Below are 25,303 nucleotides of genomic sequence, written 5' to 3' on the forward strand. Positions count from 1 at the left end.
GCCCGGCCGACGGCGGTGCGTGGCCGCGGATGGCTTGAACCCGCGCGTTTCCGGGCTGTACGCCGTGCGTGCCTGCGGGTTTCCGGCGTTGTCAGTGGGGCGGCGTATGGTTCTGGTCAGTGGGGAACGGCCGCTGGGCGGCGGCGTGTTACCCGCGGGAAGCACATATGCGTTCACATGCGCGGGGGAGCCATGAGCACGACTGACACCGATGTCGTCGGCGCGATCACGCTGACAGAGGACGAGCTGAATCCGTACGTCACACACGCGGGTACGCGCCAGCGGCTGACGGGGCCCGGGCTGCCGTCCGACAGCGCGCTGCTGGGGTTCGGCGCACTGCGGGAGCACGGGCTGCGCAGGGTCGCGGACCTGGCCGGCGACGCCGACAGACTCGCCGCGGAGCTCCAGGACCAGCTGGTCATAGGGGCCCTGCGGACCTTCGACCGGGACCTGGAGTCGATCGTCCTGGACGGGGCGACGGGACGGGTCGGCACGACCTACTTCCACTCCAAGCCTTCCCTCATGGACCTCTCGCCCCTGGCACCCTCCCTGGAGGCGCTGCTGCGCTTCGCCGCGGCGACGGAGGAACTGACGGCGTCCCGTGGGCAGTTCGCGTCCTACGAAGGCCGGTTCGGCCCGAAGGCGGTCACCGAGGCGTCCGAGTCGCTCGCCGCGGTCTTCGAGGCGGACGCGGGTGACGCGGTGGCGCACTACTGGCGGATGGCCGCCCTGATCCGCCCCCTCGCCCGGATCGCGGGCCCCGGCGAGGGCCTGGTCCTCGACTTGCCCAAGCGGCTGCTGGACGAGGAGTTCGGCGCGGGCGCGATCATGCGCTTCGAGGACGTCGACTTCCCGCCCGCGCTCGTGCACGAGCCGACCCGCCGCTTCCTGCGCGAGACGGGCCTGCCCGAGGACGGCTTCCTCTTCCAGCTGGACACGGAGGTGCCGCTGCCGGCCCTCGCCGACTACTACGCGGACGAGCGCCCCGACGACTTCACCGCCGACGAACTCCCCGCGAAGGCGGACCGCCTGATACGCCTCGGTTATCTCATCGAGGACACCAGTCTCGTGGTGGACGGCACCACGGGCGCGGTTCTCGCCTGGAGCGAGCCGGACATCACCCTGCGCCCGCTCAACGCCGACATCTCCACGCTCGCCTTCACCCTCTGGCTGCTGCACCGCGAGAAGACGATCGACGCGGCCCACGACCTCACCGACTCCTACGAACAGCTCGCCGCCACCATGGCCCAGACCCTCGCCACGGTCGACCCGATCGCCTGCGACCCCACCCCGAAACTGGGGGGCGACGACGGCTGGCGCTATTGGCCGGAGATATTCGAGGACGAGGCGGGCGGAGTGCTCTGAGAGCGGGTGTGCGGCCGATCTTCAGCCACCGTCCCCAGCGCCTGCATGGGCGCGCGGCCCCCTGTGCCCACATGGCCAGGGGTGCGCCCGCCCCGTATGCCGGGCGGGCGGACGCCTGTCGCAAGGACGGCGCCGAACCGGCCGAGCCCGGCCCATGCGGAAGCCGCTGGGCGGGACATCGTTCGTCGGTCAGGGGAGTGAGGCGGGCAGGCCGAAGGGCGCGAAGTGGTCGGGGCCGAGGAATGAGGTGATCTCGGCGAGCTGTTCGCCGCGCAGGTGATCCGCGCGGGACGCACCACGTGCTCGTTTCATAGCCAGCCGCGTCGGGTGGCGGTGAGGCCGGCCTGGAAGCGGGTGGAGGCGCCGAGTTGGCACATGAGTTGGTGGACGCGACGCTGGGTAGTCCGCTCGCTCCAGCCTTGGGCGCGCGCGATGGCCGCGTCGGTGAGGCCGGAGGCGAGCAGGGCAAGCAGGGACCGAGTCTCCTCATCAGGCTCTGCGTCCTCGGATTCCGCCGCGGTGGTGGCGTCGCCGGGTGGCAGTGGGGCGTCCGACAGCGGCACTGCGCGCTCCCATTGTGCCTCGAAGAGCGATTCCAGGGCTACGAGCACGGGGGAGCGGTGGACCAGGTAGGCGACTGACTGGCCCCCAGGGCCGAGGCTGAAGGGGAGGATGGCCGCCCGGTCGTCGCTGATGACGAGTTTGAGGGGCAACTCAGGGTGTACCCGTGCCTGCTCGCCCGCCTTCATGCTGGGCACGATGTCGTTGTTCAGCCTGCCGGGCCAGGCCACCGCTTCGCGGTCGTAGATCACCCGGTGGATCACGCCGCGCCGCTGCTGCTGGAGCTGGCGGTCGAGGTTGCTGCCGGGGCCGTCGACATAGGGCGGGCGGTCGAATGCACGCACCTGGTGGCGGGCGTCGACAGTCAGCCGGTGCACGGCGGCGCTGATGTGCTCACGGCTGGTGAGCAGTTCGACGGCCATGTCGGGATGGCTTATCCGGGCCGCCTCCCGGTGAGTCTCGGTCAACCGCTGTACCAGGGCTCGTGCTTCCTTGAGCTGGTGCTCGCGCTGGTCTATCAGCGCGGTGACGGCGACATCCGGGGGAGTGGCGGTGAAGCGTGGCGGGCGTCGGGCGTCCTGCACGGCGAGCCCGACCTTGACCAGTTTGGACAGCAGTCTTCCCACAGTGGTCGCGGGCATGCCGCAGACGTCGGCCAACTCCGAAGAGGTGCAGCGAGGCTGCCGGACCAGTGCCACGTAGACGTGTTCTGTTTCTTCCGCAAGCCCGAGCACGCTAAATTCCATACCGCTCCGCCAATTTCTGTGGCGGCTTCCGCCACCTGGCAGAGATCCGCCAGCCTCTTAACCTTGTGTTTCGTTGGTCGCGGTTGACATCTTTCACGCTGAAGTTGGCGCTGTCCTGAGCACGTTCGAGCGGGCAGCGCCTTCCGGTGTGGATCCGTGCTCGCGGATTCGCTCCCTGAGAAAGGTGTCCCATGACGTATGCCCACACGCGCGGCAGACGGCTTGGTGCCGTCGGTGTCGCGCTCGTGGCCATCACCGCGGCCGTAACGATACCCGCGGCCGCGCTTCCCTCAAGCTCCCCCGGGTCCGGCTCCGCGGCCACTGATTCCGGCCAGTCGCCGGCCGTCAAGACCCCGCTCGGCAGCAGCTCATCAGCGGCGCTGCCCGGTGCGGGGGCCGCGCTGCCCTCCACACCCGGATCCTCAGCGCTCGGTCCGTGGCGCTCGTTCCTGAAGCCCACGCCCGCGCAGTCGGCGAAGAACAGCCCTCACCAGGTCCTTGTGGTACTCGGCTCGGCCACCCAGGTGACGGGCACGTCGCTGGGCAGGCAGCGCAATCTGCAGGTCCGTACCCCGCTGACCTCAGCCACCGCGGTCAACACCGCGCTCCAGCGGGCCCACGCGGTCTCCATGCGGCCCCTGGTGCCGGAACTGTCGGCCGCCCAGGCGAAGCAGTTGCGCTCAGCCGCCCAGGCGAAGCTGGGCTCCGGGGCGATCGACCTGTCCAAGGTCCAGGTCGTCCAGCTCGCCCGCGGCGACGCCTCGGCGGCTGCCCGGGCGCTGGCCGCCACACCCGGTGTCGTCTACGCCGAGCCCGACCAGACCGTCTCCCCCATGAACACCGGCTCCGTGCCGCTGCCCTCCTCGGTGAGCGCCGCGGCGGGGAAGGCCGGCTCGTCGGCGAAGGGGCAGGACGGCGGTGCGACCGGCTCCCACGGTGTGCCCGGCAACGCGGCTCTCGGCACCTCGGTGCAGAGCTTCCTCAACGCCGGCGGCGTCAACGCGACGGGTGCCTTCAGTGTGTTGAAGCAGAAGTTCGGCCAGCAGCCGGGCACCGGTGAGACCATCACCAACGTCTCGGTCGGCGACCTCACTGACACGTCAACGCCGAACCTGGGCGCAGCGGGGCCGACGACCGTCGTCCAGAACGGCCGGCGGTACCTGGACATCCCCACGATGCCGTTGATCCCCACCTACACTGCGGACGCGACCGGCGCACTCGACCCGACCGGCTCGGCCCAGGGGCAGGACCCTGCGCTGGGTGAGGTGCTGCTGGACTTCTCCGTGATGGCGCCGCTTCCGCACGAACTGCAGCGTCCGGGCATGCAGGGCAGCGGGTCCTCCGACCTGCTGGGCATCGCCCCGGGCGCCAACTACCGGCTCGTCGTCCCGCAGCAGCCGACGTTCAGCCAGATCGCGGTGGCGCTGCTGGCCGCGGCCCGGCAGCAGCCGCGACCCGACGTGATCACCGCCAGCCTCGGCTACGGCACCGACGCTCAGGGGCTCCCCGGCCGCTACCTGGAGGACGACCCGGTCCAGCAGGCCGTGATCGCGTCGATCGTGCAGCAGTACGGCATCACCGTGGTGGTCTCGTCGAACGACGGGACCAGGCTGTTCACCAACGCGGCCGTCGGGCCCGACGGCGGCAGCACCGCGACCGACGTTACGCGCAAGGCCGCAGACACCACCCGGATCGACGACGACCAGCTGTCGACCACGCCCAGCAAGGTACTGGACTCCGGCGCGATCGCCGCGGGCGGCACCACGACCGACGACACGCTGTCCGTTCCTCCGCAGAACGGCGGAGCCGCGTCGGCCAACGGCACCTGGGCGACCACCAGGCTCAACGGTTCCGAGGTCTTCTCCTCGGGATTCGGCACCCGCGTGGACGTCTCGGCGCCCAGCGACGGCATCCCCGCCTTCGAACACCGGGGCCGGACCGCACAGTCGGTGACGGAGGTCCTCAACGGAGGCACTTCGGCGTCCGCGCCCGAGATCGCGGCCGCCGCCGCGGTCGTGCTACAGGCCTCCCGGCTGACCGGGCAGCACCCGTCGCCCGATGACGTCCGGTCGCTGCTGGAGCGCACCGGCCGGGCCGTGCCCACGCCGCCGCAGATCGACCAGCCGCTGCACGTGGGCCCGCAACTCGACGTCACCGCCGCGCTGCAGGCGGTCCTGGCCAAGGCGCACGGCAGCCATGCCGACACCGGCACGCCCCGCATCGTCCGGCTCTCCGTGGCGCATCGACAGACCACGGGCGGACTCGGTGGTGCGTACACCGAAGGCACCGACCCCGGCTACATCGACCTGGCCGGACCGGGCACGGGCGACGGCGCCAGCGGGGAGGGCCTGGTGGGACCGGTGACCATCGGCGCCGACGTGACCGGCCTGCCCGGCCGGCAAGGCGTCAGCTACGCGCTGCGCATCGGGAATCACGAGTTCACCTCCGATGTGCCGGCGATCCGGCTGACCCCCACGCAGATGCTGATCGCGGCCGGGCTGTCGGTCGTCTCCGCGACGGACCGTCAGGTCTCGCTCACCTTCGAGGTGCGCCACGGCCACCAGGTGCTGGCCTCGGCCACGCACGAGCTGACCTTCGGCCCCACCGACGGCGGCTACGTCGAGTCGCTCGCCCCGGTAGTCCAGCCCGTCGTCAAGGCGGGACATTCCGTTCAGGTGAGCTACGACCTCACCGGAGTGCGGAACGTCAGCTCGCCGAAGTTGGTCGTGTCGGGAGTCGGCCACTGGAACCCCGCGGCGGCGCCCATCTTCTCCGCCTCCTACACCGCCCCGCTGACGGGACTTCGCGGCACGGTCACCGTCCCGGCCGGCACCTTCTCCGCCGCCGGCGGCGGCATCTACGGGATCGGTATCCTCGAGAACCCCACAGGCAACAGCAAGCGTGGCCCGCTGTACGGCGAGTTCGCCTCGATCCGGGTCGACGGCGGTGACCTTTCGCAACGCCCGGCAGCGCCGACCCTGGCCGCGAAGGCATCCGGAGAGTTCGGTCACCTGCTGGAGATCAACCAGGCCGCACCGCAGTTCTCGGTGCACTACGACGTATCGGGCATCAAGGGCGCCACCGGCACGCTGCTGGAGTTCTCCGCGCCCGGGCCGAACATGTACAACTCGTACAACCTGGTCAGCAACCAGAACGGCACCACCCGCGACCACAACGGGGTGGACAGCCAGGCCACACTCGACCGCTCGCTGACGGGCACGCGAGGCACGGCGGCACTCGACGCCCAAGCGCTCAAGCTGCCCTCATCGATCGCCTACGACCTGCGGGTGTTCGCCGTCGACCGGCACGGCAGGATAGTCGGGCAGGCCTCGTCGACGTCGCTGCTGGGATACGACGACGGGCTGGCCCCCGACGGCACCAACCTGACCAACTTCGCGATCGTTCCCGGCGGCACGTCCGTCGCGGCGGTCGAAAGCCCCACCGGTGAAGGCTCGGTGTACGACTACGACGCCGCCACCGGAACCTATGGGCGCAAGTTGACGAGCGACCCCGCGTACGGCTCCATCTACGAGGTGTTCGGCGTCGACTCCGCCCACCACACGCTGGTCCTGCACAAGCAGACCACAACCGGTGAGCAGTGGCTCGAGACCTACGACACGAGCACCGGCGACGCGGTCGGCAGCCCCGTCCGAATCGACGACCAGTACGTCGTGACGGGCGGGCGGGTGGACGCCAAGCGCCACCGTGCGGCGGTGCTCGCCTACCGTTCGGGCGACCGTGCGGGCTTCGTGCTCCCCGTGGACACGGCGACCGGCACTCAGGGGACGCCGCTCCAGCTCGAGCCCACCTCGGACGGGAGAACCTCGTACGGCCTGCTGGACGTGGACGAGTCGACCGGCGTCTTCTCCGCGCAGAAGTCCGGGTCCACCATCAACTGCTTGGCCTCGGTCGGGTCCGGCACCATGGCCGCGATCGACCTGGACAGCGCAACGGTCACCCACAGTCAGGGAGGATCCCCTTGCGCCACGGACCTCGCCTCCGACCAGCAGGGCAACCTCTACGAAACGTGGTACCACTCATTTAGCGTCAACTTCCCCGGCACCGGGTACGTCGCGCAGTTGCCCAGCGGGGACCAGGTGAATCTCGGAATGGCGCAAGCGCCCCTCGCGCTCGCCGTCGACGGCGTGCACCACCTGGCGCTGCTCGCCTTCCGGCTCCCGGACCTGAAACCGACGGGCGGCTTTCAGCAGTACGGCTTTGGCGACAACAACGCCACCGGCCGCATCGCCGTCGTCGACCTGAAGACGGGCCAAACGGTGCGCACCGTGACCGGCGTCGAGTACCCGCTGTTCGGCTCCTACAACGGCCGACTCGAAACCCATCGCGAGCGCGCCATCCAACTCGACCCGGCAACCCGCACCGGCTGGACATACGCAGGCGACGGCAGCCAGATCCAGCAGTTCTCCTACTGACCCGATCCGCTGCTCGACCACATGGGTCCGCGGGCGCCACGGCGCCCGCGGACCCGCGGCGTTTTCGGAGGACCGGCGGCGCCCGCCCCGGCCTGCCCGGCCCGGGCCGGTGTCCCGCGTGACGGCGAGCGCCGTACGGCTCTGCCCTGCGACCTCGGGGGTGCCGCCCTTTCGTTTTGCCTGGTCAGGCAAATGGAGGCCGTGGCGGGAATTGAACCCACGTAACTCGCTTTGCAGGCGAGCCCCTGAACCACTCGGGCACACGGCCATTTCAGGTGCGGCACGGCTCACTCGTTCCGAACCTGATGGGTTGACCGTAGGCGGGGGTGAGGGACGGGCTCAAGGGGTGCGGGGGCGCTGCAATGGGACTGCCATACGCCGTTCATGAAAGGGGGCGGCCGGGGGCCCGTGGACCTGGGGGACTACGACCAAAGGCTCAGGTGATCACGGTCTCCGGACAGGAGTCACTGTCAGTCGTGACCCTTACGCTGACGGCCATGACAGCCCTGGAAGCACGTGATGCCGCGACCGCCCCACCCGAGGGTGAGGGGGGTGTGCTGAGCCGCCCCTACCGGGCGCTCAGCGTCGGGATCGTGTTTGTGGAGTTGCTGATCGCCTTTGAGGCGACGGCCGTCGGGACGGCGATGCCCGTCGCGGCGCGGGAGCTCGGCGGGGTGTCGTTGTACGCGTTCGCGTTCTCGGCGTATTTCACGACGAGCCTGTTCGGGATGGTGTTCGCCGGGCAGTGGGGGGACCGGGACGGGCCCCTGGCGCCGCTGACCACAGGGATCACGGCCTTCGCGACGGGGCTGCTGCTGTCCGGGACGGCCGGGACCATGTGGCTGTTCCTCCTCGGGCGGGCGGTGCAGGGACTCGGCGGCGGACTGGTCGTCGTGGCGTTGTACGTCGTCGTGGTGCGGGCCTACCCGGAGCGGCTGCGCCCGGCGATCATGGCGGCGTTCGCGGCGAGCTGGGTGATTCCGTCCGTCGTCGGACCGCTGGTCGCAGGCACGGTCACCGAACACCTGGGCTGGCGCTGGGTGTTCACCGGGATACCGGTACTGGTCGTCTTCCCGCTGGCGCTCGCGCTGCCGCAGATACGACGACTGACGTCCGGGCGGGGAGCGGAAGCGGAGGCCGTCGGACGCGTGCCCTTCGACCGGCGCCGCATCCGGTCGGCGCTCGGGATCTCCCTCGGCGCCGGGCTCCTCCAGTACGCCGCCCAGGACCTGGACCTGTTCTCGCTCGTCCCCGGCCTCGCGGGCGCCGCGCTGCTCGTCCCGGCGGTCCTCGGGCTGCTGCCGCGCGGCACCTGCCGGGCGGCGCGCGGGCTGCCGTCCGTGGTGCTGCTGCGCGGGGTCGCGGCCGGCGCCTTCATCGCCACCGAGTCCTTCGTGCCCCTCATGCTGGTCACCCAGCGCGGGCTGTCACCGACGCTCGCCGGGTTCTCCCTCGCGGCGGCCGGCGGGACCTGGGCGCTGGGGTCGTATGTGCAGGCACGGCCCCGGACGGAGCCGTACCGCGACCGGCTGATGTTCCTCGGGATGGTGCTGCTCGCGGCGGCCATCGTCTCCGTGCCCAGCGTGCTGATCCCCGCCGTGCCCGTGTGGACCGTCGCCGTCGCCTGGGGGTTCGGCTGCTTCGGGATGGGGCTGGTGATCGCCTCGACCAGCGTGCTGCTGCTGCGCCTCTCGGCGCCGGAGGAAGTCGGCGCCAACTCCGCCGCGCTGCAGATCTCCGACGGCCTGTCCACCGTGCTGCTGCTCGCCGTGGGCGGTGCGGTCTTCGCGGCCCTCGGCGGCGGAACCGTCACGGATACCGCCACCCCGGCGACCGGCTCACACCCCGCAGCCTTCGCCGCCGTGTTCCTGCCGATGGCGGGGGTGGCGTTGGTGGGGGCTTGGATGACTACGCGGGTGCGAGTGAAGTGATACCACAGTGGCCCCGTTTTTGGTACCATCGCGGTATGGCTATGAATCTTCGTCTGCGCGACGACCAGCAGGAGGCGCTCAAACTGCGTGCCGAAGAGGAGGGGCGCAGTATGCACGCCATAGTGCTTCAGGCGATCGACCGGTATCTGGAGCAGGAGGCGGACCGGGCCACGGTCCGTCGCCTGGGGGCGAAGTATGCGGCGGGTCATGCCGACCTGCTGCGGAGGCTTGGGGAGTAGATGAAGTACCTCACGGTCCAGGAGGTCCTGGACCTGGCGGAGCTGGCGTGTGGGGAGCAGACGCAGGTTGCCGTCCGTGACCTGGGTCTGCTCAGCTCGGCCGTCCACCGTCCCCAGTCGCAGATGTTCGGCGTCGAGGCGTACACGGACCTCTTCGAGAAGGCCGCGGCGATACTTCAGTCGCTTGCCGTGAACCACCCTCTGGTGGATGGCAACAAGCGCATGGCGTGGATGTCCACGGTCGTCTTTCTCGACTTCAACGGCATCGAGATGCTCGACGTCGACCAGGACGAGGCGTACAAGCTGGTCATCGAGGTGGCGGCCGGTGCTCTGGAGGACGTGAGGCTGATCGCCCTGCGTCTGAGGGCCCTGCGCGAGGCGATGTGAGCTGAGTCCCATCCAAGGGCGCCCCGGCGTCGTCCGCGCGTTGACACCTCCGGGGCGCCGGTAGGGTGGCCCGGTTGTCATACGTAGCCGAGCCGCTCAACCCCACCACGGAGACCGTGACTACCACCGCCGCCAGTGCCGCCTCCTCGCACCACCTCTCACCCGCCTTCCCCGGCCGCGCCCCCTGGGGTACCGCCAACAAGCTGCGTGCCTGGCAGCACGGGGCGCTGGAGAAGTACATCCAGGAGCAGCCGCGCGACTTCCTGGCCGTCGCCACGCCCGGCGCCGGCAAGACGACGTTCGCGCTGACGCTCGCGTCCTGGCTGCTGCACCATCACGTCGTGCAGCAGGTGACCGTGGTCGCGCCGACCGAGCACCTGAAGAAGCAGTGGGCCGAGGCCGCCGCGCGGATCGGGATCAAGCTGGACCCCGAGTACAGCGCGGGGCCGCTCAGCAAGGAGTACCAGGGCGTCGCCGTGACGTACGCGGGTGTGGGCGTGCGGCCCATGCTGCACCGCAATCGCGTCGAGCAGCGCAAGACCCTCGTCATTCTTGACGAGATTCACCACGCCGGTGACTCGAAGTCCTGGGGTGAGGCCTGCCTTGAGGCGTTCGAGCCCGCCACGCGTCGGCTCGCGCTCACCGGTACGCCCTTCCGGTCCGACACCAACCCCATCCCCTTTGTCACGTATGAGGAGGGGAACGACGGGATTCGGCGTTCTTCCGCCGACTACACGTACGGGTACGGCAACGCGCTGGCCGACCACGTCGTGAGGCCCGTCATCTTCCTCTCCTACAGCGGCAACATGCGGTGGCGTACGAAGGCGGGGGACGAGATCGCGGCGCGCCTCGGCGAGCCGATGACCAAGGACGCCATCTCGCAGGCCTGGCGTACCGCGCTCGACCCGCGCGGTGAGTGGATGCCGAGTGTGCTGCGCGCCGCCGACCAGCGGCTGACCGAGGTCAGGAAGGGTATTCCGGACGCCGGCGCCCTCGTCATCGCCTCCGACCAGGACTCGGCGCGCGCCTACGCCAAGCTGATCCGCGAGATCACCGGCACGAAGGCGACCCTCGTCCTGTCCGACGACACGGGCGCGTCCAACAGGATCGACGAGTTCAGCCACAGCGAGGACCGGTGGATGGTCGCCGTCCGCATGGTGTCCGAGGGTGTCGACGTTCCGCGGCTCGCGGTCGGCGTGTACGCCACCACCATCTCCACGCCCCTCTTCTTCGCGCAGGCCGTCGGACGCTTCGTACGGTCCCGGCGGCGCGGCGAGACCGCCTCCGTCTTCCTCCCGACCGTCCCCGACCTCCTCGGCTTCGCCAACGAGATGGAGGTCGAGCGCGACCACGTCCTCGACAAGCCCAAGAAGGAGGGCGAGGAGGACCCGTACGCCGAGTCCGAGCAGGAGATGGAGGAGGCGAACCGGGAACAGGACGAGGACACCGGGGAGCAGGAGCAGTTCTCCTTCGAGGCGCTGGAGTCCGAGGCCGTCTTCGACCGCGTCCTGTACGACGGCGCCGAGTTCGGGATGCAGGCCCACCCGGGGAGCGAGGAGGAGCAGGACTACCTCGGGATTCCGGGGCTGCTCGAACCCGACCAGGTGCAACTGCTGCTCCAGAAGCGGCAGGCCCGGCAGATCGCGCACAGCCGGAAGAAGCCGGACGAGGAGGCCGATCTTCTCGAACTGCCCGCCGAGCGCCGTCCCGTGGTCTCGCACAAGGAGATGCTGGAGCTCCGCAAGCAGCTCAACACCATGGTCGGCGCGTACGTCCACCAGAGCGGCAAGCCGCACGGGGTGATCCACACCGAACTGCGGCGCGTGTGCGGTGGGCCGCCGAGCGCGGAGGCGACGGCGGGGCAGTTGCGGCAGCGGATCGCCAAGGTGCAGGAGTGGGCCACCCGGATGCGGTGACGCCGGGCGCTGTGCCGGGGCGGTCGCGGTTCGTGGGGCGCTGGTCGCGCTTCGGCTGTGGACCGTCCGTGGACCGTCTGCGGCTGGTCGCGCGGTTCTCCGCGCCCCTTTCAGGGGCGCGTCCGTGAGCGTGTGCGCCGCGCGTATCGGGACAAAGGCTCCGTAAAGAGAAAGAGTCCGTACCAGCCACTGACCGGATTCTGGACGGAGACTTCCGCTGAGCGAACTGGCTCGCTAGTGTCACGCTACGCACACGTCCCGTGGCAGCGCTGCCGCGGAGCGCAGCCGTGAAGCGACTCCGCCCGGGAAGAACTCGGGTCGTCAGCCGACGGCGGCCTTTGAAGCGCGTCGCCGACGGGACTCGGTGACGCAACCGCCGCGAGGGGGCCGCCGACCTCACCACTAAGGAGTGGGCGTCGTGACCGCGGAGACCTCTCAGACGCTCGACCGGGGACTGCGTGTCCTCAAGCTGCTCGCCGACACGGATCACGGGCTGACCGTCACCGAGCTCTCGAGCAAACTGGGCGTCAACCGGACCGTTGTGTACCGGTTGCTCGCCACGCTGGAGCAGCACGCACTCGTCCGCCGGGACCTGGGAGGCCGCGCCCGGGTCGGGCTCGGGGTGCTGCGCCTGGGCCGTCAGGTGCATCCGCTGGTACGGGAGGCCGCACTTCCCGCGCTGCGCGCGCTGGCCGAGGACATAGGGGCCACCGCCCATCTCACGCTGGTCGACGGGACCGAGGCGCTCGCCGTCGCCGTCGTGGAGCCGACGTGGACGGACTATCACGTCGCCTACCGTGCCGGGTTCCGTCATCCGCTGGACCGGGGCGCCGCGGGGCGGGCGATTCTCGCCGCGCGGCAGGCGCCGGCGGGCGACCCGGGGTACACGCTCACGCATGGGGAGTTGGAGGCGGGGGCGAGTGGCGCCGCGGCGCCATTGATCGGCGTGACGGGGGTCGAGGGCAGCGTCGGTGTCGTCATGCTCGCGGATTCCGTGCCGGAGCGGGTGGGGCCGCGGGTGATGGACGCGGCGCGCGAGGTCGCGGACGCGTTGCGCTGACGCCCAGGGGTCACTGACACCCAGGGGCCACGGTCGCCCCGCCCGGCGTTTCCACTCACCCCCCGGCTTTGGCCGAGCGGCCAAACAACCGCCGCGCACCCCGGGCATCGGGAGCGAGCCGCTGCCGGAGGCGCTGCACCGTTTCACGACCGCCCGGCGGGACCTCCCGGCGGGACCTGTACGGAGGCCGCGCCGAGCGGTCACGTTAGATTGATTCCGTGCTCTCTCGCCTCTCTCGCCTCACGCGCCTCCAGGCCGTCGCCGTCTGCGCTGTTCCCGTCGTGGCCCTGCTCGCCACGGCGGCGTTCGCGCCGCTGCCGTTCTCCGTGGCGCAGCCCGGCATGACGGCCAACGTCCTCGGCGAGAACAAGGGCGCCCAGGTGATCACCATCAGCGGGGCACCCACGCGCACGACGAGCGGGCAGCTGCGGATGACGACGATCGAGGCGACCGGGCCGGACGCGAGCGTCAGCCTCGGTGACGTCGTCGACGGCTGGTTCCGGACGGACCGGGCGGTGATGCCCCGTGACTCGGTCTACCCGAGCGGGAACTCCGTCAAGGAGATCGAGCGGCACAACACCGACGAGATGAAGAAGTCCCAGGACACGGCCACCCAGGCGGCCCTGTCCTATCTGCACGAGAAGAACGGCGTGAAGGTCACGCTCAAGCTGGCCGACGTCGGCGGGCCCAGCGCCGGCCTGCTCTTCACGCTCGGCATCATCGACAAACTGGACGGCGACGGCAGCGGCGGCGACCTCACGGGCGGCCGCACCGTCGCGGGTACGGGGACGATCGATGCCGACGGCAAGGTGGGTGCGGTCGGCGGGGTCGGCCTGAAGACCCAGGCCGCCCGGCGGGACGGCGCTACGGTCTTCCTGGTCCCCAAGGCGGAGTGCTCGGATGCCAAGGCGGAGCTGCCGAAGGGGCTGCGGCTGGTTCCGGTGACCACCCTCAAGGGCGCGGTCGACGCGCTCGTCTTCCTGGAGAAGGGGAAGGGCTCGGTCCCCGGCTGTTAGCGAGCCGTCAGTGCGCGACGGCGACGCGGGGCGCGGAGGCCAGGCGCAGACCGACCTCGACGAGGGTCCAGCCCAGGCGCGTACGCAGTTCGCCGGGGCGTCGGGCGGAGCCGCGGGCGAGACGGTGGGTTTCGGCCTGGGCCTGGAGCTCGGCGGCGCGCAGGTGGTGCAGGGCGAGGTGGGTGTCGGGGTGCGTCATCGTTGCGTCTCCGTTCGGTCCTGCTCGATGGGGAAGGCGTGCATGTGGAAGCGGACCCGCTCCGCCTCGGGGTCGTCCTCGGCGGGGGCGAGGGGGCGATAGCTGAGGAGCAGGGCGTGCATCTTGCCGGTGAGTTCGCGCGTCTGCCCGGCCGTCAGCCGTAGCGTCCAGTCGCTCATGTCGGAGGCGCGGTACCACTCCTCGGACCAGTCGTCGCGCGTGCCCAGCCAGGTCGACAGTTCACGGGTGTGCGTGGTCGCGATCTCGTGCAGGAAGGTGTCGGCCGCCCCGCGTACGGCCGGGTCGGGGTCCTTGAGCAGATTCTCGTCGAAGTACAGGCCCTGGTCGACGGACTGCCACCAGCGCTCACGGCCCTTGCCCCGCTCGGGTGCGTCCTCGACGAAGCCGTGTGCGGCCAGCTGCCTCAGGTGATAGCTGGTCGCCCCGCTGGACTCGCCCAGCCGCTCGGCGAGCATCGACGCGGTGGCCGGCCCCCGCCGCCGCAGCGCGCGGGCGTCGAGTGTGCGGACCTGTCGTTCCTGGGGGTCTTTGGACTCCTCGGGCTCCTCCATGCATGCAAAGGAACGGTTGCAAGGGTTTCTTTGCAAGCACTCCTTTGGAAGGTGCCGCCCCGCTCACCCTCCCTTGACCACCCCTCCAACCCTCATGACCCCGCCTCCAGCCCACGCGGCCTGAGCAGCAGTTCCGCCAGGGAGGCGAACCAGTCCAGCAGCAGGGCCAGTGCCACCGTGAGGATCGAGCCGAGGAGCAGGACGGGCATGCGCTGGGTGGTGATTCCGGTGGTGATCAGGACGCCGAGGCCGCCGCCTCCGCCGAAGGCGGCGAGGGTCGCCGTGCCCACGTTCAGGACCAGGGCCGTCCGTACGCCCGCGAGGATCAGCGGGACGGCCGGCGGGAGTTCGATGCGGGACAGCACCTCCAGGGGGGACATGCCGATGCCTCGCGCCGCCTCCAGCAGGGTCGGGTCGTTGGCCTTCAGGCCCGCGATCGTGTGGGAGAGGACCGGCAGGACGGTGTAGACGGTGATGCCGATCAGGGCCGCCTTCTGGCCGGCGCCGAGCCAGACGACGAGGAGCGCCAGCAGGCCGATCGCCGGGGTGGCCTGCCCCATGTTCGCGAGGGCCATCGCGAACGGCGTCGCCTTCCGGAACGCCCGCCGGGTGAGCAGGATGCCCAGCGGGATCGCGAGGATCAGCACGAAGAAGGTGGAGACCACCGTCAGCTGGATCTGCTGCCACAGGGCCTTCGACACCTGCCCGTTCGACAGCGCGTTCTCGGAGATCGGGTCCAGGTGGGCCTGCCGGACGACCTTCGCCAGCCGGGCCGGGCGTGACATGCCGATGCTCTTCGCCGCGTCCACCAGCGCGGGGTCGACCCCGCGCAGGCCCACGATCGCGTTGCGCGCGACCGGCAGCAGCCCGCACAGCGTCAGCGCGATCACCGTGGGCGGGACGCCCAGGCCCGCGATCGGGACCAGCAGGCCGATCATGGCGAGCGAGGGGATGGTCAGGATGGAGGAGGTTGAGGAGGATGAGGAGGCGGTGGTCGTGGCGAGATGGCCCGCCCAGTCGCTGCGACAGGTGACGACGCCGATCACCACGCCGATGAGCGTCGCGACGACCATGCACTGGAAGACCACGCCGGCGTGGTGGTACGCATCCGAGAGCAGCTGCTGATGGCGGCTGCTCAGGTACTCCCAGAAGTTCACGCCACCTCACCCCGGTCGTCGGTCAGTGCTCGGTCGCCGCCTGTTCCACCAGCGGGATGATCCGCAGCGGAACGGGGTTCTCCATGACGATCGCCGTGGAGGCCCGGACGATGCCATCAAAACCGACGACGCGGTCGATCACACGTTGGAGATCCGCGTTCGAGCGGGCCACCAGGCGGCACAGCATGTCGCCGCTGCCGGTGGTCGTGTGCAGCTCCAGCACCTCGGGGACGGTCGCCAAGTGTGCCCGTACGTCCACCCCTTGCCCCTGCCGGATCTGCAGGGTCGCGAAGGCCGTGACGGGGTAGCCGAGCGCGGCGGGATCCACCTGCGGACCGAATCCCCGGATGACTCCATTCGATTGAAGCCGGTCCAGCCGGGCCTGCACGGTGCCGCGCGCGACCCCGAGCCGCCGGGACATCTCCAGGACGCCGATGCGCGGCTCCTCGGCCAGCAGCACGATGAGCCGGCCGTCCAGTCGATCGATCGCCATACCGTCCTCCCCGGGTGGTCATCCTGTACAGAACGCCCGCCGATCCGGGTGCTGTGCCAAGCATATTGTCCAGCTCATTCGCAGACTGTTGCGCACCTTGTGGAACAGGGGGAGTCTGCGGCCATGACGCAGACCACACACCTCACTCCCGACACCGCCCGGCAGGCAGACCCCTTCCCGGTCAAGGGAATGGACGCGGTCGTCTTCGCCGTCGGCAACGCCAAGCAGGCCGCGCACTACTACTCCACCGCGTTCGGCATGCGCCTGGCCGCCTACTCCGGACCGGAGAACGGCAGCCGCGAGACCGCCTCGTACGTCCTCACCAACGGCTCGGCACGTTTCGTGTTCACCTCCGTCATCAAGCCCGCCACCACCTGGGGCCACTTCCTGGCCGAGCACGTGGCCGCGCACGGCGACGGGGTCGTCGACCTCGCCATCGAGGTCCCGGACGCGCGCGCCGCGTTCGCGTACGCCGTCGAGCACGGCGCCCGCCCCCTCGCCGAGCCGTACGAGCTCAAGGACGAGCACGGCACGGTCGTGCTCGCCGCCATCGCCACGTACGGCGAGACCCGCCACACGCTCGTCGAGCGAACCGGCTACGACGGCCCCTACCTGCCCGGGTTCGTGGCCGCCGCCCCGATCGTCGAGCCGCCCGCCCACCGCACCTTCCAGGCCATCGACCACTGCGTCGGCAACGTCGAGCTCGGCCGGATGAACGAATGGGTCGGCTTCTACAACAAGGTCATGGGCTTCACGAACATGAAGGAGTTCGTGGGCGACGACATCGCGACCGAGTACAGCGCGCTGATGTCGAAGGTCGTCGCCGACGGGACCCTGAAGGTCAAGTTCCCGATCAACGAGCCCGCCGTCGCCAAGAAGAAGTCCCAGATCGACGAGTACCTGGAGTTCTACGGCGGCGCGGGCGTCCAGCACATCGCGCTCAACACCAACGACATCGTCGAGACCGTACGCACCATGCGCGCGGCCGGGGTCCAGTTCCTGGACACGCCCGACTCGTACTACGACACCCTCGGCGAGTGGGTCGGCGACACCCGGGTCCCCGTGGACACCCTGCGCGAACTCAAGATCCTCGCCGACCGCGACGAGGACGGCTATCTGCTCCAGATCTTCACCAAGCCGGTCCAGGACCGCCCGACCGTCTTCTTCGAGATCATCGAACGGCACGGCTCGATGGGCTTCGGCAAGGGCAACTTCAAGGCCCTCTTCGAGGCGATCGAGCGGGAGCAGGAGAAGCGCGGCAACCTGTAGAGCCCGCCCCGTCCTCAGTGTGACGCCCCGTCCTCAGCGTGACGTCGTGCGCCGAGGCGCGGGGAAGGGGGCGGCGGAGGGAGCGGGCGCGGGAGCCGGAGGGCGGCGGGGCACGGCCGGGGCCGCCGAAGGGTGGCGGGGCAGGGCCCCGGCCGCCGGTGGCCCCTGGTCGCCCTCCGGCTCCGCCGGGTCCACCGGCTCCTCCGGCTCGGGCAGGGGCTCCTTCGGAGGCTCGCCCAGGGCGGCCAGGGCCTGCTTCGCCGAGGGAGCGAAGACGGGGGAGAAGTACGGGTTGATCTGGAGGGACTCCGCGAGGTGACGGCGGGCCGGGCCGAGCAACTTCAGGCCGCGTTCGATCTGGCCCAGGTGATAGACGTAGAGCGCACTGCGGACACCGCCTCCCTTCGTCTTGTCCGTCGCCTTGGTCGCGAACTTCAGCGCCTCCTCGTTGAGCCCGGCCCGGTGCAGCGCCCACCCCAGCGCGTCCGCGACGGCGATGCCCGGCTGCCGCTCCCACTCCCCGCGCAGCCGCCGCACCGCGGACTCCGGATCGCCGTGGTCCGCCTCGAACAGCCCGAGGACCAACTCGTCGTCGACGCCGCCCGCGGTCTCCGACCGCACCCGCGCCCGCAGCAGGTCGTACTGCTCCCGCGCCTCCCTGCCCATCCCCAGCGACTCCTGCAGCTCACCCAGCTCCAGCGCGTACCGCGGATCGGGCTGCCTGGAGAGCGCCGTCCGGTACGCGCGCAGCGCCTCTGGCGTGCGTCTGAGCGCCGCCAGCGCACGCCCCTGCCCGGCCAGCGCGCCGTGCTGGTCGGGGTCGGCGCGCAGCGCGGCCTCGTAGTAGCGCAGCGACTCCTCCCGGTCCCCGCGTTCCCACGCCAGCCGTCCGGCCCCCGCCAGCCAGGCCGCCCGCTCGGTCGGGGTCGTCGCGCCCGCCGCCGCGTCGGTGAGCGCGGCGCTCGCGTCCTCACGCCAGCCCAGGTCCCAGTACACCTGGGCGGCCCGCGCCAGCACCGGCGGCCCGTGATACAGCCCCTGGAGCTTCTCCAGCGCTTTGCGGGCGCCCTTGTAGTCGCCGACGCCGGTGCAGGAATCGATCAGCAGCGGATACACCGTCCACTGCTTCGGCGCCTGCGCCACCGCCTGCTCGGCCCACTTCCGCCCCTCCTGGAAGTCATTGCGGGCGTTGGCGAGCGCGGCCAGCCCGTCCAGCGCGGCCACGTTCCCCGTCGGCCCGGTCTCCAGCGACGTACGCAGTGCCTGCTCGGCCTTCGGGAAGTACGCGGGCGTGGCGGTGCGCCGCCCCTGCTCCACGTAGGCCGCGCCGAGCACCGCCCACGACTGCCCGTCGCGCGGATGGGCCCGCAGATGGGCCTCGCGGTCGCCGATGAGCGCCGCCAGATCGGGAAGCGCGACGGGCAACCCGGCCCCCACCGCCGTCATCGCCTGCGTCAGCGGCCCCGGCCCCGGCGAGGGCGGCGCCGCGATGTGCGGGGCGGAGGGCGCCAGCACCAGCACCCCGCCGAGGACGACACACCCGGCGACCACGCCGAACAGCGCGCCCTTGGCGACGCGGGAGAGGCGCGGCCCGGAGGGCCCCTGAGGCTGCAGCCCGGTGAGCACCGGCTGTCGCTCTTCGATCTCCATGCCGCTCACTGTGCGTCAGTACGAAGACCACATCCCGGCACCCCAAGCCTCCTGCGGACGGGGTTCACACCGATGGCCCCGAGTGCGAACCTGTGATCATGAGCCGTATCGAAGCCCCGCGCGATGAAGACACGGCGGTCACCGGCAACCTCACGGACCGCCTGCTGAGCGGCCTGCCGGCCGAGGCCGTCCTCACCGACCCGGACGTCACGGCCTCGTACGCCAACGACATGGCGAGCTTCTGCGAGGCGGGCACTCCGGCCGTCGTCGTCCTGCCGCGCACCGTCGAGCAGGTCCAGCACGTCATGCGGGTCGCGACCGAGCTGCGTGTCCCGGTCGTCCCGCAGGGCGCCCGCACCGGCCTGTCCGGCGCCGCCAACGCCTCCGAAGGCTGCGTCGTGCTGTCTTTGGTGAAGATGGACCGGATTCTCGAAATCAACCCGGTCGACCGGATCGCCGTCGTCGAACCCGGCGTCATCAACGCCACGCTCTCCCGCGCCGTGAACGAACACGGCCTGTACTACCCGCCGGACCCCTCCAGCTGGGAGATGTGCACGATCGGCGGCAACATCGGCACGGCCTCGGGCGGCCTGTGCTGCGTGAAGTACGGGGTGACGGCCGAGTACGTCCTCGGACTGGAGGTCGTCCTCGCCGACGGGCGGCTCATGTCCACCGGCCGCCGTACGGCCAAGGGCGTCGCCGGGTACGACCTCACCCGCCTGTTCGTCGGCTCCGAGGGCTCGCTCGGCATCGTCGTACGGGCGGTCCTGGCGCTCAGGCCGCGGCCGCCGCAGCAGTTGGTGCTGGTGGCGGAGTTCGGCTCGGCGCGAGCCGCCTGCGACGCCGTGTGCCGGATCATGGAGGGCGGCCACGTACCGTCCCTGCTCGAACTGATGGACCGTACGACCGTCAAGGCCGTCAACGACCTGGCCCACATGGGCCTCCCGGAGACCACCGAGGCGCTGCTGCTCGCCGCCTTCGACACCCACGACCCGGCCGCCGACCTCGCCGCGGTCGGCGCGCTGTGCGAGGCCGCGGGGGCGACGCAGGTGGTCCCGGCGGAGGACGCGGCAGAGTCCGAACTCCTCCTCCAGGCACGGCGGTTGTCGCTCACCGCGCTCGAAGCGGTCAAGGGCACGACGATGATCGACGACGTGTGCGTGCCGCGTTCCCGGCTCGGCGACATGCTCGAAGGGATCGAGCGCGTCGCCGAGAAGTACTCCCTGACCATCGGCGTCTGCGCACACGCCGGCGACGGCAACACCCATCCCACCGTCTGCTTCGACGCCACCGACCCCGACGAGTCCCGGCGCGCCCGCGAGTCCTTCGACGAGATCATGGCCCTCGGCCTGGAACTCGGCGGCACCATCACCGGCGAACACGGCGTGGGCGTCCTGAAGAAGGAGTGGCTGGCACGCGAACTCGGCCCGGTGGGGGTGGAGATGCAGCGCGGTATCAAGGCCGCGTTCGACCCGCTGGGCATCCTGAACCCGGGCAAGGTGTTCTGAGGCCACAAGCCCGGGAGCCGACCCTCACACGATCGGGTTAAACCGACCATATGCTCGTTCGTCGGCGAGCAGTCGCCAACCCCTGCCCTTCTCCCCGCCGTCCTTCTCCTCACTGTCCTTCTCCCCGCCGTCCTTCTCCTCACCGGTGCTTCTCCTCGCCGTCCTTCGACTCGTCCGACGGCCACGGGCCGCGCAGCCACAGGTCGTCGGCCGGGGTCGGTGCGAGCAGCTCGGTGAGGCCGTCGTCGATGCCGAGCTGCTCGGCCTCGGAGCCCGGGGGGACCGCCCACAGGGTGCGCTCCAGCCAGGCGGACACCTGCGCGACAGGCGCTTCGAGCAAGGCGTCGCCGTCGGGCGAGCTCAGCGCCATCAGGACGACACCGCGGCCCGCGACCTTCGTCGGCCACACCCGTACGTCCCCGTGCCCGCACGACCGGAACACCCCCTCGACGAGCAGTTCGCGGGCGAAGGTCCAGTCGACGGGGTGGTCGGAGCCGATGTGGAAGGCGATGTGGACGGCGTACGGGTCGTCGGAGCGGTAGCTGAGCCGGGCCGGTACGGGGATGCTGCGCTCGGGCGACAGGACGAGTCTGAGCTCGAGTTCGTGTTCCACCACGGTGTGCATGTCGATGCACTTCCTCCTCGGGTACGGGGACCCTGAGGGCGGGCCCGTACGAGTGGGGAGCGCGATCACGCGGAACCATTACGCGAGTTCGGAGAAGTTTTTTGACGGGCGTTTCGCGGCCGGGCTTGCGGGTGGCGATCGGATGTGGCGGAACCTTGCCCGAAAGAGGTGGGTACGGCGGGAGCGCCGCTGACGGGGGCGCCGGTCTGATAGATGTGGAGCCCCCAAAACCCCCGAGCAGATACGGGACGACGGACATGAGCGCCCCAACCCCGGCCCCCGGTGACGACAGGCCCCGTGAAGGGTATTACCCGGACCCCTCTATTCCTGGATATGTCCGGTACTGGAACGGTGCCGCATGGGTACCGGGTACGAGCCGTCCGGCGCCCTCCGACGGCGTACCGCTCACGCCGCCCCTCGGCGGCACCCGGCCGGCGGCCTCCGTGCCGACGCCCTCCGTGCCGACGCCCGCCCCGGCTCCCGCCGAGGAAACGGGGCCGCACTTCTTCGACGAGGACCCGCAACCCGCCGCCGAGCCGCGGCGGATGACCCCGGCCGAGGCGCAGCACGGCAGCCGGCCCGAGCCCGCGACCGCGTGGGGTGCCGACCGCTCCCAGCAGTCCGGCTTCGGCGGCGAGCAGGACCGCCGGGTGTTCTGGGGCGGGCAGCCGACGGCCGATCCGCGGCTGCCGCGCGCGGCGGAACCCGGTGACGCGGTCGTCCAGCCCTTCGTCCAGCCCGACGGCGAGTCCGCCCGCGCGGACGGCACGGCGACGTTCCAGCCCGCGGACCGGGGCAGCGGTGCGCAGCCCCCGGCGTCCGGCGGCCCGGTGGTGTCCGGCCGCCCGACGGGACCGGCGCGCTCCACCGGCGCCGAGAGCGCGTCCGGGGCCACCGCCCCGGCGAGCGGTGCGCAGTTCGCCGGCTCCGGTCACCCCGACGGCACCGCGGGCCCCCAGGACCCCGTCGCCGTCGAGGGCACCATGACCTTCCGTGCGCTCTCCCCGCGCACGGGGCGGCAGCCCGGGAGCACGGCTCCGGCCACCGGCGCATCAGGGGCGGACGCCGCCGCGGCGGGTGGGGCCGGGGGCGGCTTCGGCGCCGCCCAGGCCGCCCAGGCCGCCGCACAGGCGGCCAACGGAGCCAATGCGGTCCAAGCGGCTCCGGCCGCCGCCGCGCCGCAGTCGTCCGCCCCCTCCACCCCCTCCGTCCCCTCCACCCCTTCCGTTCCTCAGCAGTCCACCAGTCCCGCCGCCACGCCCCTGACGAGCGGCCGCGGCGGCGGACAGCCCTCCTGGGCCCAGCAGGTGCACCAGCTCGCGGGTGACCCGGCCGCCGAGGGGCAGCCCGTGGTGCCGTGGAAGCCGCCGGTCGACGACGTGTTCCAGGCAGCCGCCCGCAGACAGTCCGCGGCGCGCCCCGCGAGCCTCGGCAAGCGGCTGCTGGCCCGGATCGTGGACACCGCCGTGCTGGCCACCGTGACGGCGGTGGCCGCCGTACCGCTGGGCACCAAGGCGATCGACCACATCAACGAGAAGGTCGACGCGGCCAAGCGGTCCGGTCAGACCGTCACGGTCTGGCTGCTCGACGGCACCACCGCGGGCTATCTCGGCGTCGTGCTGGCCGTCCTGCTCCTCTTCGGCGTCCTCTACGACGCGCTGCCCACCGCCAAGTGGGGCCGCACCCTGGGCAAGAAGGTGGTCGGGATCGAGGTACGGGACATCGAGGGCCACGAACCCCCGACCTTCGGCCTGGCGCTGCGCCGCTGGCTCGTCTACGCCGTCCCCGGCGTTCTCGTCATCGGGGTCGTCGGCATCCTGTGGTGCCTGTTCGACAAGCCCTGGCGTCAGTGCTGGCACGACAAGGCGGCCCACACCTTCGTAGCGGCGTAGGCGTCGGCACAGCGGCCCGGGCGCCGGGATCGGTCCCCCGGACGGCCGCTCGCCGGATGCGGAGCCGACGGGTTCGCGGTCGACTCGGGCCATGAGCAGCGAACCGCCGCCCCCGGAGTCCGGCCGGCCACCGGACGAGGACCCGTTCAAGAAGCAGCCCCCGCCCGCCGAGAGCGGCGGCTCCTCGTCCGACGGCACCTCGCAGCCACCACCTCCGGGTTCCCCGTACGACCGGCCGTACGGTGAGCAGCCGCCCCCGTACGGCGGTGAGCAGCCGCCCCCCTATGGCGGCGGAGGAGGAGGTCCGTACGGCCCCGGCGGTCCCTACGGCGGTGACCCGCTGGCCGGCATGCCCCCGCTCGCCGACAGCGGCAAACGCACGGTGGCGAGGATCATCGACATGATCCTGGTGGGCATCGTGGTGTGGCTGCTGTCCTGGGCGTTCGGGGTCATGGAGTACAACATGAACGCCGACAAGATCGAGTACAGCAGGGGCTTCTGGCAGTCCGTGATCGCCGCGGTGCTCTACACCGGCTACGACACCATCATGATCAGCACGTCGGGGCAGACGCTCGGCAAGAAGCTGTTCAACCTGCGGGTGGCCGACCTCGACAACGGCGCCACGCCCTCCACGCAGACCTCGCTGATCCGCGCGTTGGTCCTGTGGATCCCGTTCGCGTTCTGCTGCGCGTGCATCTGGACCGCGATCGCGGGCGGTTGGAGTTTCTTCGACAAGCCCTACAAGCAGGGACTGCACGACAAGGCGGCCAAGACGGTGGTGGTCAGCACCGGTTGATGCACACGGTCAGTACCGGCTGACATACGCGATCAGCCGCACTCCGGGAGGAGACGGCTGATCTGCGGAGCGGCGGGTCCCTTCGGTCACGGGCCCGCCGGTTCGTGCACGGCGGACACGGACACAGCTGCGGACACGGACGCGGTCTCGCGGTGTACCGGTACGCGCTCCTGAACGGGAGCCGGTACGGCGGTCGGCGCGGCGGCCGTCACCGCGGACTTGGTCGCGGAAGGCGCGCGCTTGGGCAGCGGAACCGTTACGGCGACGAGCAGTCCGAGAGCGAGTGCCGAGAGGGTGATCACCGCGATCCCCAGGCCCGAACTCGTCTGAGACAGCAGCAGCATGGCGAGCGTGGAGAAGATCACGGTGCAGGAACCGTAGATGAGCTGTGCGGCGGTCGGACGAGGCATGGCGATTCCTCGGGGTGGGGGTACTCCCCCCGTGCCTCTCGCGATGGGGGAGGATGCGGACAACGACGGGGGTGGGGCTGCGGATCGGGGTGGCGCCGTACATCGGGGTGGCGCCGCCGTACTTCGGGTCGGGCTTGCGAATCGTGGGACGACAACGGTGTCGACTTGCCATTCCGTTGACATTCCAACGTTCCGCCAATCGACTCTATTCGCCTGCATGCCCGAGCGGAACGTCCGGTAAGCGTGACCTTACCCACGGTGCCGGAGCACAGGGGGCGCATGGAGTCATCGCGTCCACCAAGTGGACGGACGGACGCGCCCGTTGAGGGGGTAGATCGCGGTTCGGATACCGAACTACCGCTCCGCATAATGCAGCTGCCAGGTTCAAGTCAAGATCGGACTTCAGCCCGAGGAGCAAGTCAACAGAGCGACGGTGGCGTGGCGCTGAAGGGCTTCGCGGCCGACGAGATCGCCGTGACCGCGGACGGTTCGGCGCTCTTCTCGGACAACGCCGAGACCGCGGACGCCGCGTGGACCGCCGCCGGCTTCTCCCGCGTCGGCGCGTCCTTCACCGACGACTACCCGCAGTACTACATCGCGGAGAACCGTCAGTACGTGTCGTACGACAAGACCCTCAAGACCGGCCCGTACAACTTCGGCTTCTCGACGACGCGTCCGTCCTGGGTGGAGCACTACCCGTACCAGAACGGCCTGTTGATCTGGAAGTGGGACACCTCGCAGAAGGACAACAACGTCAGCGAGCACACGGGCTCCGGGCTGATCCTGCCGGTCGACTCGCACTCGACCGCGCTGAAGTGGTCCAACGGAACGGTGATGCGCAGCCGGATCCAGTCGTACGACTCGCCGTTCAGCGTCTCTGGAACTCTTAAGGATCCTGGGTTATCGCGTGGCCCCGAGGGGTGGAAGCGGTAACGAGCGTGGACGAGTCCGGGCCGATCCTTGGGTAGAGCCCGTGTGCGGCGTCACTGGCGGTGACGCATTGCCAGCGTCTGGACTGTGCCCGGCTCTTTCGGGTCGGGCACACCCTGGGATCGCTGCCCCGCCGGACGCTGAACCG

Annotated in this window: 21 protein-coding genes, 1 tRNA gene and 1 pseudogene; 13 read left to right on the top strand and 10 right to left on the bottom strand. The window is 70.7% G+C overall.

Features of this window, described 5'->3' with window-relative positions; genetic code table 11:
- The first annotated feature begins 192 nt into the window (after positions 1-192).
- Positions 193-1,365, top strand: coding sequence for an SUKH-4 family immunity protein (locus tag OG747_RS27715; RefSeq protein WP_405882106.1), 1,173 nt, complete (start codon positions 193-195; stop codon positions 1,363-1,365).
- A gap of 189 nt (positions 1,366-1,554) precedes the next feature.
- Here OG747_RS27715 and OG747_RS27720 read toward each other — a convergent pair whose 3' ends face one another.
- Both OG747_RS27720 and OG747_RS27725 read right to left on the bottom strand, forming a co-directional pair.
- Positions 1,555-1,677, bottom strand: a complete 123-nt coding sequence (locus OG747_RS27720) for a hypothetical protein (protein WP_405882107.1) — start codon at positions 1,675-1,677, stop codon at positions 1,555-1,557.
- A complete protein-coding gene (locus OG747_RS27725; RefSeq protein WP_405882108.1) occupies positions 1,674-2,660 on the bottom strand; it encodes a TrmB family transcriptional regulator in 987 nt (328 codons plus the stop codon). Before OG747_RS27725 ends, OG747_RS27720 begins: the two co-directional genes overlap by 4 nt.
- Positions 2,661-2,863: 203 nt before the next feature.
- Here OG747_RS27725 and OG747_RS27730 point away from each other — a divergent pair, with 203 nt between their 5' ends.
- Positions 2,864-7,105: a S8 family serine peptidase gene (locus OG747_RS27730; RefSeq protein ID WP_405882109.1), complete on the top strand. Its 4,242-nt coding sequence runs from the start codon at positions 2,864-2,866 to the stop codon at positions 7,103-7,105.
- Between the two features lie 193 nt (positions 7,106-7,298).
- On the opposite strand, the gene OG747_RS27735 is transcribed toward OG747_RS27730, so the two are convergent.
- Positions 7,299-7,373: transfer RNA gene (locus tag OG747_RS27735), tRNA-Cys, on the bottom strand.
- A 229-nt stretch (positions 7,374-7,602) separates the two neighbouring features.
- Between OG747_RS27735 and OG747_RS27740 the strand changes: the two genes are divergently transcribed.
- The 6 genes from OG747_RS27740 to OG747_RS27765 all read left to right on the top strand — a co-directional run bounded on the left by OG747_RS27740 (position 7,603) and on the right by OG747_RS27765 (position 13,654).
- Positions 7,603-9,036 (top strand): MFS transporter, encoded by a 1,434-nt coding sequence (locus OG747_RS27740; RefSeq protein WP_405882110.1) that lies wholly within the window; start codon positions 7,603-7,605, stop codon positions 9,034-9,036.
- A gap of 41 nt (positions 9,037-9,077) precedes the next feature.
- Positions 9,078-9,275: an Arc family DNA-binding protein gene (locus OG747_RS27745; RefSeq protein WP_013003224.1), complete on the top strand. Its 198-nt coding sequence runs from the start codon at positions 9,078-9,080 to the stop codon at positions 9,273-9,275.
- Entirely contained in the window at positions 9,276-9,662 is a 387-nt protein-coding gene (locus OG747_RS27750; RefSeq protein ID WP_405882111.1) for a type II toxin-antitoxin system death-on-curing family toxin, read from the top strand.
- 116 nt (positions 9,663-9,778) lie between these two features.
- A complete protein-coding gene (locus OG747_RS27755) occupies positions 9,779-11,578 on the top strand; it encodes a DEAD/DEAH box helicase (protein ID WP_405882112.1) in 1,800 nt (599 codons plus the stop codon).
- 418 nt (positions 11,579-11,996) lie between these two features.
- Positions 11,997-12,638 carry an IclR family transcriptional regulator gene (locus OG747_RS27760; protein ID WP_405882113.1) on the top strand — a complete coding sequence of 214 codons (642 nt, stop codon included), beginning with the start codon at positions 11,997-11,999 and terminating at the stop codon, positions 12,636-12,638.
- A gap of 218 nt (positions 12,639-12,856) precedes the next feature.
- Positions 12,857-13,654 carry a S16 family serine protease gene (locus OG747_RS27765; protein WP_405882114.1) on the top strand — a complete coding sequence of 266 codons (798 nt, stop codon included), beginning with the start codon at positions 12,857-12,859 and terminating at the stop codon, positions 13,652-13,654.
- A gap of 7 nt (positions 13,655-13,661) precedes the next feature.
- On the opposite strand, the gene OG747_RS27770 is transcribed toward OG747_RS27765, so the two are convergent.
- The 4 genes from OG747_RS27770 to OG747_RS27785 all read right to left on the bottom strand — a co-directional run bounded on the left by OG747_RS27770 (position 13,662) and on the right by OG747_RS27785 (position 16,075).
- Entirely contained in the window at positions 13,662-13,853 is a 192-nt protein-coding gene (locus tag OG747_RS27770; RefSeq protein WP_405882115.1) for a hypothetical protein, read from the bottom strand.
- Positions 13,850-14,425, bottom strand: a complete 576-nt coding sequence (locus OG747_RS27775) for a helix-turn-helix domain-containing protein (RefSeq protein WP_405882116.1) — start codon at positions 14,423-14,425, stop codon at positions 13,850-13,852. Before OG747_RS27775 ends, OG747_RS27770 begins: the two co-directional genes overlap by 4 nt.
- A gap of 92 nt (positions 14,426-14,517) precedes the next feature.
- Positions 14,518-15,582, bottom strand: coding sequence for an ABC transporter permease subunit (locus tag OG747_RS27780; RefSeq protein WP_405882117.1), 1,065 nt, complete (start codon positions 15,580-15,582; stop codon positions 14,518-14,520).
- A 22-nt stretch (positions 15,583-15,604) separates the two neighbouring features.
- Complete coding sequence (locus OG747_RS27785; protein ID WP_405882118.1) at positions 15,605-16,075, bottom strand: Lrp/AsnC family transcriptional regulator; 471 nt, start codon at positions 16,073-16,075, stop codon at positions 15,605-15,607.
- Positions 16,076-16,198: 123 nt separating this feature from the next.
- On the opposite strand from OG747_RS27785, the gene hppD reads away from it, so the two are divergent.
- Entirely contained in the window at positions 16,199-17,344 is a 1,146-nt protein-coding gene (hppD, locus tag OG747_RS27790) for a 4-hydroxyphenylpyruvate dioxygenase (RefSeq protein WP_405882119.1), read from the top strand.
- Positions 17,345-17,377: 33 nt separating this feature from the next.
- On the opposite strand, the gene OG747_RS27795 is transcribed toward hppD, so the two are convergent.
- Positions 17,378-18,994 (bottom strand): tetratricopeptide repeat protein, encoded by a 1,617-nt coding sequence (locus tag OG747_RS27795; RefSeq protein ID WP_405882120.1) that lies wholly within the window; start codon positions 18,992-18,994, stop codon positions 17,378-17,380.
- A 92-nt stretch (positions 18,995-19,086) separates the two neighbouring features.
- Between OG747_RS27795 and OG747_RS27800 the strand changes: the two genes are divergently transcribed.
- Positions 19,087-20,502: an FAD-binding oxidoreductase gene (locus OG747_RS27800; protein ID WP_405882121.1), complete on the top strand. Its 1,416-nt coding sequence runs from the start codon at positions 19,087-19,089 to the stop codon at positions 20,500-20,502.
- A gap of 139 nt (positions 20,503-20,641) precedes the next feature.
- Here OG747_RS27800 and OG747_RS27805 read toward each other — a convergent pair whose 3' ends face one another.
- Positions 20,642-21,127 (bottom strand): SsgA family sporulation/cell division regulator, encoded by a 486-nt coding sequence (locus OG747_RS27805; RefSeq protein WP_405882122.1) that lies wholly within the window; start codon positions 21,125-21,127, stop codon positions 20,642-20,644.
- Between the two features lie 257 nt (positions 21,128-21,384).
- On the opposite strand from OG747_RS27805, the gene OG747_RS27810 reads away from it, so the two are divergent.
- Both OG747_RS27810 and OG747_RS27815 read left to right on the top strand, forming a co-directional pair.
- A complete protein-coding gene (locus OG747_RS27810) occupies positions 21,385-23,019 on the top strand; it encodes an RDD family protein (RefSeq protein ID WP_405882123.1) in 1,635 nt (544 codons plus the stop codon).
- A gap of 91 nt (positions 23,020-23,110) precedes the next feature.
- Positions 23,111-23,815, top strand: coding sequence for an RDD family protein (locus OG747_RS27815; protein ID WP_405882124.1), 705 nt, complete (start codon positions 23,111-23,113; stop codon positions 23,813-23,815).
- 86 nt (positions 23,816-23,901) lie between these two features.
- On the opposite strand, the gene OG747_RS27820 is transcribed toward OG747_RS27815, so the two are convergent.
- The gene (locus OG747_RS27820; protein WP_405882125.1) at positions 23,902-24,225 is read right to left on the bottom strand and encodes a hypothetical protein; all 324 of its coding nucleotides are present in this window, start codon (positions 24,223-24,225) and stop codon (positions 23,902-23,904) included.
- A 423-nt stretch (positions 24,226-24,648) separates the two neighbouring features.
- Between OG747_RS27820 and OG747_RS27825 the strand changes: the two are divergent.
- A pseudogene (locus tag OG747_RS27825) lies at positions 24,649-25,110 on the top strand (protease); the annotation flags it as partial.
- Between the last annotated feature and the right edge of the window lie 193 nt (positions 25,111-25,303).

Source organism: Streptomyces sp. NBC_01384, assembly GCF_045040035.1.
GTDB lineage: Bacteria > Actinomycetota > Actinomycetes > Streptomycetales > Streptomycetaceae > Streptomyces.

What these genes read in the sequence shown, in the direction of transcription:
- OG747_RS27715 (WP_405882106.1), top strand. Translation starts at nt 193, where the DNA reads ATGAGCACGACTGACACCGATGTCGTCGGCGCGATCACGCTGACAGAG.
- OG747_RS27745 (WP_013003224.1), top strand. Translation starts at nt 9,078, where the DNA reads ATGAATCTTCGTCTGCGCGACGACCAGCAGGAGGCGCTCAAACTGCGT.
- OG747_RS27720 (WP_405882107.1), bottom strand. Translation starts at nt 1,677, where the DNA reads ATGAAACGAGCACGTGGTGCGTCCCGCGCGGATCACCTGCGCGGCGAA.
- OG747_RS27815 (WP_405882124.1), top strand. Translation starts at nt 23,111, where the DNA reads ATGAGCAGCGAACCGCCGCCCCCGGAGTCCGGCCGGCCACCGGACGAG.
- OG747_RS27810 (WP_405882123.1), top strand. Translation starts at nt 21,385, where the DNA reads ATGAGCGCCCCAACCCCGGCCCCCGGTGACGACAGGCCCCGTGAAGGG.
- OG747_RS27795 (WP_405882120.1), bottom strand. Translation starts at nt 18,994, where the DNA reads ATGGAGATCGAAGAGCGACAGCCGGTGCTCACCGGGCTGCAGCCTCAG.
- OG747_RS27730 (WP_405882109.1), top strand. Translation starts at nt 2,864, where the DNA reads ATGACGTATGCCCACACGCGCGGCAGACGGCTTGGTGCCGTCGGTGTC.
- OG747_RS27770 (WP_405882115.1), bottom strand. Translation starts at nt 13,853, where the DNA reads ATGACGCACCCCGACACCCACCTCGCCCTGCACCACCTGCGCGCCGCC.
- hppD (WP_405882119.1), top strand. Translation starts at nt 16,199, where the DNA reads ATGACGCAGACCACACACCTCACTCCCGACACCGCCCGGCAGGCAGAC.
- OG747_RS27750 (WP_405882111.1), top strand. Translation starts at nt 9,276, where the DNA reads ATGAAGTACCTCACGGTCCAGGAGGTCCTGGACCTGGCGGAGCTGGCG.
- OG747_RS27820 (WP_405882125.1), bottom strand. Translation starts at nt 24,225, where the DNA reads ATGCCTCGTCCGACCGCCGCACAGCTCATCTACGGTTCCTGCACCGTG.
- OG747_RS27805 (WP_405882122.1), bottom strand. Translation starts at nt 21,127, where the DNA reads ATGCACACCGTGGTGGAACACGAACTCGAGCTCAGACTCGTCCTGTCG.
- OG747_RS27785 (WP_405882118.1), bottom strand. Translation starts at nt 16,075, where the DNA reads ATGGCGATCGATCGACTGGACGGCCGGCTCATCGTGCTGCTGGCCGAG.
- OG747_RS27740 (WP_405882110.1), top strand. Translation starts at nt 7,603, where the DNA reads ATGACAGCCCTGGAAGCACGTGATGCCGCGACCGCCCCACCCGAGGGT.
- OG747_RS27775 (WP_405882116.1), bottom strand. Translation starts at nt 14,425, where the DNA reads ATGGAGGAGCCCGAGGAGTCCAAAGACCCCCAGGAACGACAGGTCCGC.